Raw genomic sequence first — 16,504 nt, forward strand, 5'->3', positions numbered from 1 at the left:
TAGACATTGGCCGAGGAAACTCCTCTCGACCGTTTCAAGGCTGCGCTGACCGGGGCCTCACGCGCGATCGCTGAACGCGCGGATATTGAGGTGAACTGGAGCGCGGATAACCCCAGCCAGACGGGTGCGACGTTCCGCATCCCGATGCCGGGGCGTGGCATCCCGCGCGAAGCCGCCATGGAGGCGCGCGGGTTTGCCGATTCCTATGCGCTGCGTTTGAAGCACCATAATGAGGCGCTTCACCGCAAGAACGCGCCGCAGGATGCGGTGGCTCGTGCGGCCTTTGATGCGGTGGAAACCGTGCGCTTTGAGGCGCTCGGGGCCAATGACTATGCCGGAATGCGTGAAAATCTGGGTGCGGCGCTGGATATGCGGATGGCGACAGACGCCATTTCCCGCGCCGAACGCGCAGAGCAGGTGCCGATGCACACGGCGCTTGCTCTCATCCTGCGCGAAAAGCTGACTGGCCAGCCGATCCCGGAAATGGCCAGAGGCGGCGTTGAAATGCGCCGCGCCTTTATCGAGGAAAAGGCGGGCGGGGATATTGCCGCGCTGGCCGAAAAGCTGAACGATCAGCGCGCCTTTCAAAGCCTTGCTTTGGACATGCTGCGCCATTTGGAATTGACCAAGCCCGAAGCCGTGGATGAACCCGGCGAGGATGAGGACAATGAGGATGCCGAGCAGGACAAGGAAGAGCAGCAGGACGAGGATCAGCCCGGACAGGAGCAGCAGCCTGTTGAAATGGCCGCCGACCGCAGCCAGGGCGACGAACAGGGCGACAGCGAACAACAGACCGAAATCGAAGATGACGGTCAGATGGACGACGAAGGCGACGACAGCGACGAAGGCATGTTGCCCACGCGCCCCAATCGCCCGTGGACCGATCTGCCCAATGATTTTGATTACAAGGTCTTTTCGGAAAAATTTGACGAGGTCGTGGCTGCGCAGGATCTGTGCGACGACGATGAACTGACCCGTCTGCGCGCCTATCTGGATGCACAGTTGAAGGGGTTGCAGGGTATTGTCACGCGCCTTGCCAACCGGCTCCAGCGGCGTCTGATGGCGCAGCAGAACCGCAGTTGGGACTTTGATCAGGAAGAGGGCATTTTGGACGCGGCGCGTCTCTCGCGTATCGTCGTCGCGCCCGGTTCCTCGCTCAGTTACAAGGTCGAGCGCGATGTCGAGTTCAAGGATACGATCGTCACGCTGCTGATCGACAATTCCGGCTCGATGCGCGGGCGGCCGATTTCCATCGCGGCCATTTCCGCCGATGTTCTGGCGCGCACGCTGGAACGTTGCGGGGTCAAGACCGAGATCCTTGGCTTTACCACCCGCGCGTGGAAGGGCGGACAGAGCCGCGAGGCGTGGCTGGCCGCGGGCAAGCCGGCGCATCCGGGGCGTTTGAACGATCTGCGCCATATCGTGTATAAAAAGGCCGATGAACCTTGGCGCCGGGCGCGCAAGAACCTTGGCCTGATGATGCGCGAAGGTTTGCTGAAAGAAAACATCGACGGCGAGGCGCTGAAATGGGCGCATGACCGTCTGCTCTCGCGACCGGAAGATCGCCGCATCCTGATGGTGATTTCCGACGGCGCGCCGGTTGATGACAGCACTTTGTCGGTCAATGCTGCGGGCTATCTTGAGGGCCACCTGCGCCGCGTGATCGGCTGGATCGAAAGCAAGTCGCCGGTGCAACTGGTGGCCATCGGCATCGGGCATGATGTGACGCGCTATTACCGCCGCGCCGTGACGATCATGGATGTCGAACAATTGGGCGGCACGATGATCGAACAATTGGCTGGTTTGTTCGAAGATGGATGAATCACGTTATTGGTGATTGCCACTAAGGAATTTGAACGATAGCTTCCACAGGGTCTGGGGGGGCTATCACTTTATGATTAGGCTTTTTTTGCGCTCGGCGGCATGTGGCCTTGCGCTGTTCTCTTGTCATTTGTTTGCCCAGGAAGCGCCTAATGGGGCTGTGCCCGTAACCAATGCGAAGGTTATTGCGGCATTGACCCCTGTCCGCATCGAGATTCTTGAAGCGCAAGGAAGTGCGATTTCAAAGCCGGATGCGCATTTCCCCATCCGACTGGCCGACCCCATTGTCATGGATGGTAAAACCATCATCGCCGCAGGCGCCTTGGGCGAAGGTGAAGTCGTGCACGCCAAAAAATCCAGTATGAGTGGCGGGCCGGGTGAGCTTATTCTGGCCGCCCGCTGGATTGACGTGAATGGACAGCATTTGCGTTTGCGTTCGATGCATATGGCGGAAAACGGGAAAAGCGGCATCAAAGACGTCAATCGCATCATGATAGCTTCAGCGGCAACCGTTCCAATCGCGGCCATGGCGGGCTGGTTCATGAAGGGCAAGGAAGTGGTTGTTCCTTCAGGTACGATCGCGGAAGCCAAGGTGGCCGCCGATTTTTCGGTCGCTCCCTGACGGTTGAGCGCTGAAACTCGATCCAAACGAAAGCAGTTTTACAACGGGAGTGGGTTTAATGCGTTTCAAACAAATGGCGGTGTTTGCATCGGTGTTGGCATGTGGGATTTCGATGCCGGCGATGGCTTATGACACGCCGCCCGAATTGATGATGGTTGTGCCCCCCGCGCCCAAGGGCAAGGGTTTGGTGGTTTTCTATCGCAGCGCGTCGATCTTTGGCGCGGCCATCAGCTGTGCTGTTTCGGAAAATGACAAGAAGATCAGCTCAATGGGGGTCGGGCGCTATTTCGTCTATGCCGCTGAACCGGGCAAGCACAGCTTTTCGGTGTCCAGCGAAGCCAAGGATAAGGTGACGCTCGAGCTTGAAGCCGATGAAGTGCAATATGTCGGTTGCCGGATCAAGATGGGCATCATGACGGGCCGCCCGGATCTGTTCCCTGCCAAAGAAGCCGATTTCCGGGGTAACAAGAAGCTCTCGCTCTCCGATCCGAAAAATTATGGCGAAGGTGTGCTCAAGCCTGACGAGATCGCTACGCTGGCCGGGGTGACGGTTTCGGCGCCGGTCGCTGCACATTGATGAATTTCGTGCGGGCCGCTTTATGCGCGCCCGCGCCCTCTTGACCTTTTGCCGGGCGGGCGTTTACGCCGCGCGCCATGACCGAGCAAACGCCTCTTCGGCTGTTCAACAGCCTGACCCGCCAGACCGAGACCTTTACGCCTGTCCATCCCGGTGAGGCGCGGGTCTATTCCTGCGGGCCGACGGTCTATAATTATCCCCATATCGGCAATATGCGGGCTTATGTGTTCGCCGATATTCTGGGGCGCACGCTCTCGTTCAAGGGGTTGAAGCTGACCCATGTGATCAACATCACCGATGTTGGCCATTTGACCGATGACGCCGATGCGGGCGAGGACAAGATGGAGAAGATGGCCCGCACGCAGGCCCAATCCATCTGGGACATCGCCGAGCATTACAAGCAGGCCTATTGGGCCGACGTGCGCGCGCTGAATATTCGTCAGCCTGCCAAGTGGACCATCGCCACCGATTACGTGCCCCAGATGATCGAGTTTGCGAAGAAGATCGCGCCCGCTCACTGCTATGAACTGGACAGTGGCCTCTATTTCGATGTGTCGACTGTGGCCGACTATGGGCGGTTGGCCCGCGCCAATACCGAGGAGGGCGAGGGGCGCATCGAAAAGGTCGATGGCAAACGCAATGCCGCCGACTTCGCTATCTGGCGCAAAACTCCGCCGGGTGAGAAGCGGCAGATGGAGTGGGACAGCCCGTGGGGTCGCGGTGCGCCGGGCTGGCATCTGGAATGTTCGGTCATGTCGGGTGAGGTGCTGGGCTTTCCCTTTGACATCCACACCGGCGGGATCGACCATCGCGAAATCCACCACCCCAATGAAATTGCCCAGAATCAGGCCGCTTGTGGTTGTGGCGGGCTGGATCACGCCGCCAATTCGGGCGCGCAATTCTGGATGCACAACAATTTCCTGGTTGAACGCAGCGGCAAGATGTCGAAGTCTTCGGGCGAATTTCTTCGGCTGCAATTGCTGATCGACCGTGGTTATCACCCGCTGGCCTATCGCCTGATGTGCCTTCAGGCGCATTATCGCAGCGAACTGGAGTTCAGTTGGGAAGGTCTGGGCGCGGCATTGGTACGCCTGAAACGTCTGTTGATGGCCGTGGCGCAGGTGAAGGCGCAATGCGCCGACGCCGGCTATGCGGCCATCGGCGGTTGGGGCCAGAAGATCGCGCCGGTGATGGAGCGTTTCGAAGCGGCCATCAGCGATGATCTCAACACGCCGGTCGCTCTGACGCTGCTGGAGGAAGTCGCCTCGATGAAGAAGGTGCCGGCCACCGAAAAGCTGGGCGCGATCACGGCGATGGACAATGTGCTGGGCCTGAACCTGCTGGCCATGGAACGCGGTGATCTGCGGATCCGTCCCAAGGCCGCCTCGATCACCGAGGGAGAGATCGAGGCCGTTCTGGTTCAGCGCAAGGAAGCGCGGGCGGAAAAGGATTTTGCGCGATCCGACGCGCTTCGTGATGAATTGGCGGCCAAGGGTGTCGAGGCCATGGATGGCGACCCGCTTGGCTGGGAATGGAAATTGGGTTGAGGATTTAGGCAAGGGGCCGGATGCCCCTTGCCATCCAGCAAGGCTTATCCGTCGGCCAAAAGCAGCAGTTCGGTTTCCACAACGACGCGCTCCACGGGCAATTGAACGTGGGTGACTTCGCTGACCACCGCATCGGCGACCAGTTGGCCGCGGATGGTGAATTCATGTTCGGGAATGCTGGCGATAAATTCCTCGGCGGCGGCGGCGCCGTCCTTGCCATTGAACAGCAGCGTGATCGTATGGCGCGAGCCGTTAAAAGTCGCGCTGGCCCAAGGCCGTTCGGCGTGAGAGATCAATTCGCCACGTTCCCCCGCAAGGCGCATAACCGCATCGAGCAGAAGGACCGAAGGGTGGCGTAAACGGGCGCGCGGGGCGCCGACGCCCTTGGTTTCATTCATGCGGGCGGCGGGGCTGAACAGGGCTACGCGCTGGGCGTCGATGTCGTTGCTGGTGCGAAAGTCAAAGCGCATTGGGCATCTCCGAATAGGTGGTGATATAGTTTTCGATGCGGGCGGCCAGATCGGGCCGGGGGCTGCGCCCATTGCGCATATCGCCGACAAGACGCGGATCATGGGCCACGATGCGCCCGAACTTTGTCCACGGCATGCCGGTACGGCACAGGAAATCCTCTATCATTCGCAACAGCATGAAGCCCCCTTCATTGGTTTGAAGTTAGGTCCGATTCGCCGGATCTGTTGCTCATTTGTTCTCATAAGAAATCCTACTTGTCTAGGAAATTTCCTATGGTATAAATTTGGACATGGAACAGGAAAATGCGCAATCCACTCTGATGGCTCTTTCGGCAGAGCGAGGCGTGAGCCTGGCGGCGCTTTCCGGGTTAATAGGTCGTAATTCCAGTTACTTGCAGCAATTTGTCAAAAAGGGCAGCCCGCGCAAGCTGGAGGAAGGTGACCGGCGGAAACTGGCCAATTTCTTTGGAATCGACGAGTCGCGATTGGGCGGATCAGAGGAAAAATCCTTTTCTCCGCTGGAAAAATCCCCGCGCGAACATTGGGTCGATGTGCCGCGTCTGGCGGTTGACGCCTCGGCGGGGCCGGGCGCCTTTGCGGGTGGAGAGGTGCCGTTCGGCGCCCTGCGTTTCTCGCGCGATTGGTTGCGCAGCATGGGGCTGACCCCGTCGCAATTGACGACGATCGCGGTGGCGGGGGATTCGATGCATCCCGTGCTCAATGATGGCGATGAAATTCTGGTCGATCAGTCGCGCCGCGCCTTGGCCGATGGCATCCATGTGGTGCGCGTGGGGGACCATGTTCTGGTCAAGAGGATCGACATGGGGCGCCCCGGAAAGGTGCGCCTGAAAAGCGAAAATCCGGCCTATGATCCCATCGATCTGTCGCCGGAGGAGGTGGCCGTGATCGGCCGCGTCGTGTGGAAGGGCGGGCGGCTTTAAACCGCCCGCATCCCGATTACTTGGTCCACTGTGCCAGCCAGTCGGCCAGCGATTGCGGCGTCATCGAACGCGCATCGGCCAGAGCCGTAACGGAAGTGGTTGGGTTGAGCAGCTTGTTCGTCTTGGGATCCACTACGAACAGCGCGGGAACACCCTTGGGACGCGTCACGCCATAGGCCGCGCCGATGTCCAGATTTTTGGTGTAGCGGCCCACGTCCACGGTCACCAGTTCAAAGTGCTTTTTGACCCAGGGATTCAGGCTGGGCAGAGCCATGGTTCCGGCCAGAATGCGGCAATCTGGGCACCAGTTGCCGCCCAGATCGATCAGCACCAGTTTCTTGGCCTTTTTGGCGCGGGCGATGGCGGCGGCCACGTCCTTATGCGCGTCGGCGGCCTCATCATAGGGCAGCGGCAACGGCTGGGGCAGGGCGGCAAAGCTGGTTTCGGGCAGGCGCGGGGCGGGGGCGGCCATGGCGGGCGCGCTCATCATGGGAGCAGCGGCAAGGGCGAGGCCGACGAGGAGGTGACGCATCTCGTAATCCTTAGTAAGACGATAGAGTATATATAGCGATCCTTTCGCTCTTCTCTACTGGCCTTCGCGCCGCGGTGGCACTAGGATTTCCGTCATGGCTGAAAGCAAACCTACTGACACCGGTGCAAGCGGTGAACCGCCGCTGCGCATCCATCTCATCCCTGTCACCGCGTTCCAGCAGAATTGCTCGCTGGTGTGGTGTACGAAAACCATGCGCGGGGCGTTGATCGATCCGGGCGGCGATCTGGATAAATTAAAGGCCGAGGTGGCACGGCGCGGCGTGACGCTGGAAAAGCTGCTCGTCACGCATGGGCATATGGATCATTGCGGTCTGGCGGGCGTTTTGGCGCAGGATCTGGGGTTGACGATCGAGGGGCCGCATGAAGGCGACCGCTTCTGGATCGAGGGCCTCGACAACCCCAATATGCGCATGGGCCTTGCGGGCAAAAGCTTTGAGCCTGACCGCTGGCTGGTCGATGGTGATACGGTGACGGTGGGCGAATTGGAGTTTCAGGTCCTGCATTGCCCCGGCCATACGCCGGGGCATGTGGTGTTTTTCCACGAACCCTCGCGTCTGGCCATTGTCGGCGATGTTTTGTTTCAGGGCAGCATCGGGCGCACCGACTTTCCCAAGGGCGACCATCAGCAATTGATCGATTCGATCACGGGCAAGCTCTGGCCGCTGGGCAAGGACATTACTTTCGTCCCCGGCCATGGTCCGTGCAGCACATTCGGCCATGAGATGCTGACCAATCCTTTCGTGGGCAGCATCTATGGCTAAGTAAGTGTACGGCGGTTCAGATAACGCGGACCGCCGTCAACACGGCCACTACGGCAAGGCCCAGTTGCACCAGATAGGCGCTGGCCGTGCCAAAGGGGCGGCCGGGTTTGAAATTACCGTCCATGCCAAAGGCGTGCATGATCCGCCCGGCCATAAATACCGCGCCCACAAGCGCGAGCCACCAGCTGCCCTTGCCCGCGAGTTCCACGGCGGCAAAGAGAATCAGGGTGATGGGCGTATTTTCGATGAAATTGGATTGGGCGCGCATCCGGGCATAGATCAGAGGGTCATTGCCATCGCCCATTTCCACCTTTCGTGCGATGCGAAGGCGTCCAATGCGCAGGCCAAGCCAGAAATTGATGACAGCCGCCGCCGCGCAAAGGCATAGAGTTGTGGGCAAAAGCACGGCGTTGAGGTTCAGTAAGTTCATATTTGCAGCTCCCTCTCGATCTTTCGTGGTCGCCATAGCCATCAGCGACTTGCAACGCACGAGAAATCCGGTATAGGCGCCGCTTCGCATCCGCCTGTGCGGCAACGCATATCGGGCGGCTTTTGTCGTCTAATTCGTATATTTCAGGAATAGGTGCCGAAATGGCTGTCCCTAAGAGAAAAACTTCCCCCAGCCGTCGCGGCATGCGTCGCAGCCATGATGCGCTGAAGGTCGAAGCTTTCCACGAGTGCTCGAACTGCGGCGAACTGAAGCGCCCGCACAACCTCTGCCCGTCCTGCGGCCATTACAATGGTCGTGAGATCATCGCAGTCGGTCTTTAATGTCCGGCTCCCGATTGGGGGCCTGTGAAGGGGTAGTTGCACCATGAATTTTCCGCGTATCGCAATCGACGCGATGGGCGGGGATGAAGGTGTGCAGGTCATGGTCGCTGGTGCGGCCCTGGCGGCGGACCGTTATCCGCAGGTGCGCTTCCTCCTCGTAGGTGACCAATCCGGGATTGAGCGGGCGCTGGACCGTCATTCGGCCCTTCGTCCGCTGGTAGAGATCCTCCATGCTGATGATGCCATCAGCGGCGAGGACAAGCCAAGTCAGGCTCTGCGCCGCGCGCGGACCACTTCGATGGGCATGGCTATCCATGCGGTCAAGGATGGTTCGGCGGGCGCAGCCCTGAGCGCGGGCAACACAGGCGCGCTGATGGCGATTGCCAAGCTGGCCCTGCGTACAATTCCCGGTATTGATCGTCCGGCTCTGGCCGCAATCATGCCCACATTGCAACCCAGCGATGTCGTGATGCTCGACCTTGGTGCCAATACCGAGTGCGACGCACGCAATCTGGTGCAATTTGCCATCATGGGCGCCGCTTACGCGCGCATCGTGAACAGCCAGCCTGAGCCGCGCGTGCGCCTGCTCAACATTGGCACCGAAGATATCAAGGGCACCGAAGAATTGCGCGAAGCCGCGGCTCTGTTGAAAGAGCGTGCGGGTGATCTGTCGATGGCCTTTGACGGCTTTACCGAGGCGGACAAGATCTGTCGCGGCGAGGTGGACGTTGTCGTCACCGACGGTTTTTCGGGCAATATCGCGCTCAAGGCGATTGAAGGTACCGCGCGTTTTGTCGGTGACCTGCTGCGCCGTTCGTTTTCATCCTCGCTGCGTTCGAAGGTCGGTTTTCTGATCTCACGTCCTGCGACGGATCTTCTCAAACATCATCTTGACCCCAACAATCATAATGGCGCGGTTTTTCTGGGCCTGAACGGGGTTGTCGTCAAAAGCCACGGCAGCGCCAATGCGGTTGGCGTGGCCAATGCGGTTGGGGTGACTCAACGGCTGCTGGAGGAAAATCTGACCGAACGGATCAAGGCCGACCTGGCAAGGCTTGGCACCGAGACGCTGCGCGCACCCCACAAGATCGCGGCCGAGGCCGGTCGATAAATATGGGGCAGGTCATGCGGCGTTCGGTTTTGATCGGTACGGGCAGCGCTCTGCCTTCGCGTGTGGTTCCCAATGTGGAACTGGCGGAAAAGGTGGACACCAGCGACGAATGGATTGTCGAACGCACCGGCATCCGTCAACGCTATCTGGCGGGTGAGGGGGAAACCACCAGTTCGCTGGCCACGGCTGCGGCGCGTCAGGCGCTGGAAGCGGCCGGGGTTGAGGGCAAAGACATTGACCTGATCATTCTGGCGACCGCCACGCCTGATCAGACCTTTCCCGCCTCCGCAACGATCGTTCAGAATGCGATTGGCGCCAATGGTGGGATCGCCTTTGACGTGGCGGCGGTATGCTCGGGCTTTCTTTATGCCATGGGCGTGGCCGATTCGATGTTGCGCTGTGGTCAGGCGCGCCGCGCGCTGGTGATCGGTGCGGAAACTTTCAGTCGAATTCTCGATTGGGACGATCGCGCGACTTGTGTTCTGTTCGGCGATGGCGCCGGCGCGGTGGTTCTCGAGGCGCGCGAAAGCGAAGATGCTGATGCGCCGGGCATTCTTGCCACCAAGCTGCATGCCGATGGCGCGCATAACCAGTTGTTGTTCGTCGATGGTGGCGTTTCGACCACCGGCGATGTTGGCAAACTGCGGATGAAGGGGCGCGAAGTGTTCCGTCATGCCGTGGTCAATCTGGCCTCTGTTCTTGGCGAAGTGCTTGAAGAAGCAGGATTTACGCCGAAGGATATCGATTGGCTGGTCCCGCATCAGGCCAATGCGCGCATCCTTGAGGCGACCGCCAAGAAGCTGAACATGCCTTCGGCAAAGGTCGTGATGACGGTGCAGGATCATGCCAATACCTCGGCCGCATCGGTGCCCTTGGCGCTGGATTGCGCGGTGCGTGACGGCCGGATTCAACCGGGGCAGCTGGTCATGCTCGAGGCGATGGGTGGCGGATTTACATGGGGCGCAAGCCTGATCCGCATCTAAACTCTTTATTGCGAATTTGCTTATATTGCGTCGAATCCGACGCGGGATGGCATTGTATTACCCGCGATATTTGCTATCTTGTGTGGTGAGGGGTGCCCACAAGAGGCCTTTGGAGGGGTGATAGTGCGATCTATGTCTACACTGACAAGAGCTGATCTGGCTGAAGCCATCAACCGCAAGCTGGGCCTGTCTCGGGCCGATTCCCTGAACATGGTGGAATCGATCCTTGATCTGGTCTCCGACTCTTTGGCCGAGGGCGAGAACGTGAAGATCTCGGGCTTTGGCACCTTTCTTTTGCGCGACAAGACCGAGCGCATCGGGCGCAATCCCAAAACCGGGGTTGAAGTGCCGATTACGCCGCGCCGCGTGCTGACGTTCCGCGCCAGCCAGATGTTGAAAGACCGGGTTGCCGGTTGATCGGGTCGGGACAGTGGGAAGTTTCGGGCATGGCTGAAGAAGTGAGCGCATCAACGTCCACCGACGACGGCAAGGCGCCCGAAGCATTTCGCACGATTGGTGAAGTTTCCAAGGCGCTGTCGATCCAGCCGCATGTCCTGCGTTATTGGGAAGAGCAATTCCCGATGTTGCGTCCGGTCAAGCGTGCTGGTGGACGGCGCCTTTACCGTCCCGAAGACGTGGAACTGATCAGCACGATCGACCGACTGGTCCATCGTGAAGGGTTCACGTTGCGCGGCGCCAAGAAATGGCTCCAATCGCAAAAGAAGGTCGAAACGGCGCCGGAACTGGAAACTGTGCCGGAAACTGCGCCAGTGGTGGCAGCGTCCGTCAATGACTCTCAATTGCTCGCCGACCTGATCGCCCTGCGCGCGCAACTGGCCGCGGCGCTGGCCTGAATTAGAGCCTTTCCGGCCCCAAGGCGGGGTCCAGATCACGGGGGCGCATCAGGTGGACCAGGCGCGCCTGACCTTCTTCAATGTCTTTCCAGCTATCAACATCCACCTCCATCACTGCAAAGGCGGAGGTGGGGAATTTCTGTTCGACCACATCGCGCAAGGGCGATGAACCGTCGTCGGGCACGAGATCAAAGATCAGATCTTCCAACCCAGGATTATGGCCGACCAGCAAGACGGATTCGATATCATCGGCCTGATCACGCAGCACATCGAGCAGCGATGCCGAGGATGCCAGATAGATCCGGCGGTCCCAATTGACCGGCAGGGCGTGGCCATAGCCGGCCCCCTGCGCGCCCAATTCGATGGTTTCGGCCGCCCGCACCGCAGGCGATGCCAGAATGCGGCCCCAGCGCAGACCACGATCTGCGCAATATCGGTCGATATGCTTACCCATCAACGGCGCGCCCTTTCGCCCGCGCTCGTTCAACGGGCGGTCGAAATCGCGCGCGCGGGCATCGCCCCAATCGGATTTGGCGTGACGCAACAGGCCCAGCGTTTTCATCGGCGTTCAACCATTCTGGCAATCATTTCGACTTTGGGCCGAAGACTCGGCCCGCGAAAAAGGAGAAGCATCGCCTGAAGCATGGGCGCGCAGCCTTTGTAAAGCCTCTGCAAGCGTGCAGCGCACAACAGGCGTGCCGGCGGGAAAGGCCGTCAACAATCGCGACGGGAATGCGGCGGACAAAACAACGAAATGGCCCCGGTCGCCGCGACCCCGGATCAACCGGCCAAAAGCCTGTGCCAGTCGTGCGCGGATGATGCGGTCGTCATGGGCCTGACCGCCCTGCGGATGCGCCAATCGGCGCGCGCGGTGCAGGATCGACGGTTTGGGCCAAGGCACCTGTTCCATGATGACCAGACGCAGGGAATCGCCCGGCACGTCCACGCCGTCGCGCAAAGCATCGGTGCCCAGCAAAGACGCATGGGGATCATCGCGAAAAATATCGACCAGCGTTCCGGTATCAATCGGATCGACATGCTGGGCATAGAGCGGCAGGCCGTTTCGCGCCATGCGGTCGGCAATGCGCCCATGCACGGCGCGTAACCGCCGGATCGCGGTGAACAGGCCCAGCGCGCCGCCACCGCTCGCCTCGATCAATTGGCCATAGGCCCCGGCCAGCGCCGGAATATCGCCGCGCGGAATGTCGGTGACGATCAAAACTTCGGCCTGACTGGCGTAATCGAAAGGACTGTCGAAAGCCGCGACTTCGGGCGCGACCTCGATATGCGACGCACCGGAACGGGCCACCGCGCCCTCCCAGCTTTGGTCCCAATCCGCGTCCCCGGCCCGGTCGCGCAGGGTGGCGCTGGTCATCATTACCCCATGCGCTCCGTTCAGAACTGTGGCGGCAAAAGGCTGCATCGGATCGACCCAGCGGCGGTGCAGGCCCATGTCATATTCGCGCCCATCGGCCCGGTCCACCGCCAGCCAGTCGACAAAGGCGGGATCGGCTGGCCCCGACAGGCGCGCCAGCAAAACCTCCCACGCGGCGATCAGATCGACACGCCAGCTCAGCGATGCGCGCGCGCCCTCGATGCGCGCACGGCCCTGGCCGTCGAGCCAGTCTGGCGGTTCATCCATGATCGCTTCCAGCCGCAAGCCCAGTTGGATCAACGGTTTGCGCAAGGCCGCCAATGCCTCACCTGCGGCCAGTGCGGCCTCGATAAAGGGGCCATCGAGCGAGGCGGCCTCGGTTTCCAATCCATAGCCCGCTTCCTGTCCGCCACTTTCATCGCGGGCAAAGGTTGTGGCCCGGACGGCGGCCAGCAAACATTCAATCTCGCCGCTAGGCTCGCCCTCGACCACGCGCTGCAACCAGCCATCGCCGGGTAATGCCTCGGCGGCCTCGCGCGCGGCGGCGATGGCGCGGGCGCCTGCTTCGTCATAGCTGGCCACATCGGCAAGGCGGGCGGACAGGCCCCGGCGGCGGCCCTTTGATCCCTTTTCCGGCCCGATGACCCAGCGGCGCAATTCGATCGCCTCGGCCCCGGTCAGGTCGGCGGAAAAGGTGCTGTCTGCCGCCTCGAACACATGGTGGCCTTCGTCAAAGACGATGCGCGTGGGGCGCTGGGCGACATCCTTGCCGCGCGCCGCGTTGACCATGACCAGCGCGTGGTTGGCGATCACCAGATCGGCGTCGGCGCTGGCCCGGGCGGAGCGTTCGATGAAGCATTTGCGGTAATGCGGACAACCGGCATAGACGCATTCACCCCGCCGGTCGGTCAGGGATGTAATGCCCCGCTGGCGAAACAAAGTGCCCAGCCAGCCCGGAAGATCGCCCCCGATCATATCACCGTCCTGCGTATAGGCGGCCCAGCGGGCCACCAGTTGCGCAAGGATGGCGGCACGCCCGCCAAATCCGCCTTGCAGCGCGTCCTCAAGGTTCAGGAGGCACAGATAGTTCTCGCGCCCCTTACGCACCACAACGCGCTCAGAATCACCCCAGACGCGCCGGGCCTCACGGCGCAATTGGCGTTGCAACGCCTTGGTATAGGTCGAAACCCAGACTGTCCCGCCGCTGGCATGCGCCCAGAGCGAGGCGGGAGCAAGATAGCCCAGCGTCTTGCCCGTACCCGTGCCCGCCTCGGCCAGCAGCATGTGCGGGGCGCCACGCGACGTGCGCGGGGCAAAGATATGCGCGGCGCGGGCGGCATATTCCTGTTGGCCCTGCCTGCTCTCGCTGCCATGGCCGGTGATATGGTCCAATTGACCCAACACATCGGCCTGAAGCAAATCAACCTGCGCGGGTTGGGGGCGTTCGGCGGTCTCCTCCCATTCGGGCAGGCGTGAGAACAACCAGCGTTCCGCCCGCGCCGGTTTATCAATGGCCGTGGCCAGCACCGGCGCCCAAGACCAGCGCAATTTGGCCAGCCCCTGAAGCGCGGTCCACGCGCCTTCGCGTTCGACCCAATCGCGCGCGGAACAATGGGCCAAGAGCGCCGCCGCCGCCTGTTGCAGCAAGAGCGGCACATCATCATCCCCCCCCGGTACCGGCAGTCCCAAGGCTTGCGCCAGCCCCTTGGGCGTGGGCACAACGAAACGCGCCGGATGGACAAAGGCGTAAAGTTCCAGAAGATCCAGCCCCGACAGGTCGGGATAGCCCAACCGGCTGGCCACCAGCGGCGCGTTCAGGATCAGCAGCGGCGTATCGGCCGCCGTGACAATCGCCTCACCCTTGCCCACGGCATTGGTGACGCCGCCCCGCAATCGCAGCCAGCAACCGCTGTGATTGGCATGAAGGGCGGGCAATTCCAGCGTGGGCAGGGCGGGGGCGTCATCCATTGGCTCGACTGATGCCGGGGCGCAGGCCGATTGGCAATGGAGCAGCGGGCGGTTTTACCCCGTCAGGAGAACAAAATGCGCTCAATCAGGCTGGGGCGGTTTTGCATCGGGCGGATTGGGCCATATCGGCGCAGGCGATCGCACGGGTCCATCGGTCGGGATGTGCAATATGTGGGGCTATGGCCTTCAGGTTTATGAACATTCCGGGGTGTTTGCACCATGTTCGGACACCTCTGTTGGACGGTTCTGGGCGACTGTGATGGTAAATGATGGCGCAGGGTGGGCTTCGATAATGTAAAGCGGGGATGCGTGTTCGCGCGGGCCGGGTGTTTCCCTATGCGCCATTCCCTGCTTGCCATTTCGGCCCCCTTGGGCAAAAGGCGTGGCATTATGACAGACGAAGCACTTCTTGCCGCCGCACAGGTTTCCAAAGCATGGCCTTTCGAGGAGGCCCGCAAGATCGTGAAACGCTATCCGAATGGGAAACCGAACGGAGAGCCGGTGCTGTTCGAGACGGGCTATGGCCCATCGGGCCTGCCGCATATCGGCACGTTTCAGGAAGTGTTGCGCACGACGCTGGTCCGCCGCGCCTATGAGACGTTGACGGGTCTGCCCACGCGTCTGGTGGCGTTTTCGGACGATATGGACGGTTTGCGCAAGGTGCCCGACAATGTCCCCAATGGGCAGGTGTTGGCCGACAATCTGGGCAAGCCGTTGAGCCGGATTCCCGATCCGTTCGGCACGCATGAATCTTTTGCGCATCATAACAACGCCATGCTGCGTGAATTCCTTGATCAGTTCGGTTTTGATTACGAGTTCGTTTCGGCCAGCGACCGCTATAATTCGGGCGCCTTTGACGATGCGCTGCGCGGCGTGCTGCGCGCCTATGACAAGATCATGGGTATTATGCTGCCCACGCTGCGCGAAGAGCGCCGCAAGACCTATTCGCCGATCCTGCCCGTCAGCCCCAAGAGCGGGGTGGTGTTGCAGCTTCCCATCGAGGTGGTCGACGCCGAAACCGGCATGATCCGTTTCGAGGACGAAGGCGAAGTGATTGAGCAGACCGTGTTCGGTGGCTGGTCCAAGCTGCAATGGAAGGTCGATTGGGCCATGCGCTGGGTGGCGCTGGGCGTCGATTATGAAATGTGCGGCAAGGATCTGACCGACTCGGTGACGCAATCGGGCAAGATTGCCCGCGTTCTGGGCGGGCAGAAGCCGGAAGGGCTGATCTACGAACTTTTCCTCGACGAAAAGGGCGAGAAGATCAGCAAGTCCAAGGGCAACGGCCTGACCATCGAGCAATGGCTGACCTATGGCAGCGAGGAATCGCTGGGCTTCTATCTGTTCCGTGACCCTAAGAGCGCCAAGAGCCTGCACCCCGGCATCATCGGCCGCGCGGTGGACGAATATTGGCAGTTCCGCGAAAAGCTGGCGACCCAGCCGGTCGAGCAGCAGCTGGGCAATCCGGTGTGGCATCTGCTGCGCACCAATGGCTATCAGGGCGGTGAGGGCGACAAGCTGCCGGTCAGCTTTGGCCTGCTGCTCAACCTTGTCGGTGTGTTGGGCGCCCATGCAACGCGCGATCAGGTCTGGTCCTACCTTGCCAATTATGTCGAGGATGCCCGTCCCGAAGCACATCCCGCGCTCGATGCTCTGGTGACGCGGGCGTTGGCCTATAACCGCGACTTTATCGCACCCACGCTACATCGCCGCAAGCCGGAGGAAGGTGAGGCCGCCGCTCTGGCCGCGCTGGACGAAGAACTGGCCGCGACGAGCGACGATGCCACGGCGGAATTGCTGCAAAACATCGTCTATGAAATCGGCAAGGACCCGCATTTCGGCTTCGAAAGCCTGCGCGACTGGTTCAAGGCGCTGTATGAAACGCTGCTTGGTTCTAGCCAAGGGCCGCGCATGGGGTCGTTCATTGCGCTCTATGGCGTTGAGAATACACGCAAGCTGATTGCGGAGGCGTTGGAGGGGTAAGGGTTTAATGCGAGGGTCTAGACCCTCGCGCTCCCATTACTGTCTTCGTTGAGCCATGTGTTCGGCCAATTGTGTCGGACGCGATGTTTGGAATTTTAAAGCCTGCGGCGCATCATCCTCGCGCCGCAGGCTTTAATATATCCGTACCAAGGCCCGCGTTCCAACCAC

18 protein-coding genes are annotated in these 16,504 nt (G+C 60.8%); 12 read left to right on the forward strand and 6 right to left on the reverse strand.

The window, feature by feature from the left end:
• The first annotated feature begins 6 nt into the window (after window positions 1-6).
• From cobT to cysS, 4 genes are all read left to right on the forward strand, one after another.
• Window positions 7-1,821, forward strand: a complete 1,815-nt coding sequence (gene cobT / locus AC2S2E_RS12430; RefSeq protein WP_476103777.1) for a cobaltochelatase subunit CobT — start codon at window positions 7-9, stop codon at window positions 1,819-1,821.
• Window positions 1,822-1,852: 31 nt separating this feature from the next.
• Window positions 1,853-2,443 carry a hypothetical protein gene (locus AC2S2E_RS12435; RefSeq protein WP_486524659.1) on the forward strand — a complete coding sequence of 197 codons (591 nt, stop codon included), beginning with the start codon at window positions 1,853-1,855 and terminating at the stop codon, window positions 2,441-2,443.
• Between the two features lie 58 nt (window positions 2,444-2,501).
• Window positions 2,502-3,020: a DUF2846 domain-containing protein gene (locus AC2S2E_RS12440; protein WP_486522544.1), complete on the forward strand. Its 519-nt coding sequence runs from the start codon at window positions 2,502-2,504 to the stop codon at window positions 3,018-3,020.
• Window positions 3,021-3,097: 77 nt separating this feature from the next.
• Entirely contained in the window at window positions 3,098-4,567 is a 1,470-nt protein-coding gene (gene cysS, locus AC2S2E_RS12445; protein ID WP_486522545.1) for a cysteine--tRNA ligase, read from the forward strand.
• A 44-nt stretch (window positions 4,568-4,611) separates the two neighbouring features.
• Here the strand turns inward: cysS and AC2S2E_RS12450 are convergent, their stop codons facing one another.
• Entirely contained in the window at window positions 4,612-5,037 is a 426-nt protein-coding gene (locus tag AC2S2E_RS12450; protein WP_486522546.1) for a hypothetical protein, read from the reverse strand.
• Window positions 5,027-5,215: a hypothetical protein gene (locus tag AC2S2E_RS12455; protein ID WP_476103769.1), complete on the reverse strand. Its 189-nt coding sequence runs from the start codon at window positions 5,213-5,215 to the stop codon at window positions 5,027-5,029. The genes AC2S2E_RS12450 and AC2S2E_RS12455 overlap by 11 nt, the downstream gene beginning before the upstream one ends.
• A 112-nt stretch (window positions 5,216-5,327) precedes the next feature.
• Here AC2S2E_RS12455 and AC2S2E_RS12460 point away from each other — a divergent pair, with 112 nt between their 5' ends.
• A complete protein-coding gene (locus AC2S2E_RS12460) occupies window positions 5,328-5,978 on the forward strand; it encodes a S24 family peptidase (protein WP_476103767.1) in 651 nt (216 codons plus the stop codon).
• Between the two features lie 16 nt (window positions 5,979-5,994).
• Here AC2S2E_RS12460 and AC2S2E_RS12465 read toward each other — a convergent pair whose 3' ends face one another.
• Window positions 5,995-6,510, reverse strand: a complete 516-nt coding sequence (locus tag AC2S2E_RS12465) for a thioredoxin family protein (protein ID WP_486522547.1) — start codon at window positions 6,508-6,510, stop codon at window positions 5,995-5,997.
• A 94-nt stretch (window positions 6,511-6,604) separates the two neighbouring features.
• Between AC2S2E_RS12465 and AC2S2E_RS12470 the strand changes: the two genes are divergently transcribed.
• Window positions 6,605-7,291, forward strand: coding sequence for an MBL fold metallo-hydrolase (locus AC2S2E_RS12470; RefSeq protein WP_476103762.1), 687 nt, complete (start codon window positions 6,605-6,607; stop codon window positions 7,289-7,291).
• Window positions 7,292-7,307: 16 nt separating this feature from the next.
• Here AC2S2E_RS12470 and AC2S2E_RS12475 read toward each other — a convergent pair whose 3' ends face one another.
• Window positions 7,308-7,721 (reverse strand): MAPEG family protein, encoded by a 414-nt coding sequence (locus tag AC2S2E_RS12475; protein WP_476103760.1) that lies wholly within the window; start codon window positions 7,719-7,721, stop codon window positions 7,308-7,310.
• 161 nt (window positions 7,722-7,882) lie between these two features.
• On the opposite strand from AC2S2E_RS12475, the gene rpmF reads away from it, so the two are divergent.
• From rpmF to AC2S2E_RS12500, 5 genes are all read left to right on the forward strand, one after another.
• Window positions 7,883-8,062 carry a 50S ribosomal protein L32 gene (gene rpmF, locus AC2S2E_RS12480; RefSeq protein ID WP_127707171.1) on the forward strand — a complete coding sequence of 60 codons (180 nt, stop codon included), beginning with the start codon at window positions 7,883-7,885 and terminating at the stop codon, window positions 8,060-8,062.
• Between the two features lie 43 nt (window positions 8,063-8,105).
• Complete coding sequence (gene plsX, locus AC2S2E_RS12485) at window positions 8,106-9,173, forward strand: phosphate acyltransferase PlsX (RefSeq protein ID WP_486522548.1); 1,068 nt, start codon at window positions 8,106-8,108, stop codon at window positions 9,171-9,173.
• Window positions 9,174-9,187: 14 nt separating this feature from the next.
• Window positions 9,188-10,156: a beta-ketoacyl-ACP synthase III gene (locus AC2S2E_RS12490; protein WP_486522549.1), complete on the forward strand. Its 969-nt coding sequence runs from the start codon at window positions 9,188-9,190 to the stop codon at window positions 10,154-10,156.
• A 123-nt stretch (window positions 10,157-10,279) separates the two neighbouring features.
• On the forward strand, window positions 10,280-10,573 hold the full coding sequence (locus AC2S2E_RS12495) for an integration host factor subunit alpha (protein ID WP_486522550.1): 294 nt from the start codon (window positions 10,280-10,282) through the stop codon (window positions 10,571-10,573).
• A gap of 29 nt (window positions 10,574-10,602) precedes the next feature.
• Complete coding sequence (locus AC2S2E_RS12500) at window positions 10,603-11,010, forward strand: MerR family transcriptional regulator (RefSeq protein ID WP_486522551.1); 408 nt, start codon at window positions 10,603-10,605, stop codon at window positions 11,008-11,010.
• 1 nt (window position 11,011) lies between these two features.
• Here the strand turns inward: AC2S2E_RS12500 and AC2S2E_RS12505 are convergent, their stop codons facing one another.
• The gene (locus tag AC2S2E_RS12505) at window positions 11,012-11,572 is read right to left on the reverse strand and encodes a SixA phosphatase family protein (protein WP_476103750.1); all 561 of its coding nucleotides are present in this window, start codon (window positions 11,570-11,572) and stop codon (window positions 11,012-11,014) included.
• A gap of 6 nt (window positions 11,573-11,578) precedes the next feature.
• A complete protein-coding gene (locus AC2S2E_RS12510; RefSeq protein WP_486522552.1) occupies window positions 11,579-14,353 on the reverse strand; it encodes an ATP-dependent DNA helicase in 2,775 nt (924 codons plus the stop codon).
• Between the two features lie 390 nt (window positions 14,354-14,743).
• Here AC2S2E_RS12510 and AC2S2E_RS12515 point away from each other — a divergent pair, with 390 nt between their 5' ends.
• On the forward strand, window positions 14,744-16,336 hold the full coding sequence (locus tag AC2S2E_RS12515; protein WP_486522553.1) for a lysine--tRNA ligase: 1,593 nt from the start codon (window positions 14,744-14,746) through the stop codon (window positions 16,334-16,336).
• The last annotated feature ends 168 nt before the right edge of the window (window positions 16,337-16,504 follow it).

This window comes from Novosphingobium sp. 550D (assembly GCF_057401885.1).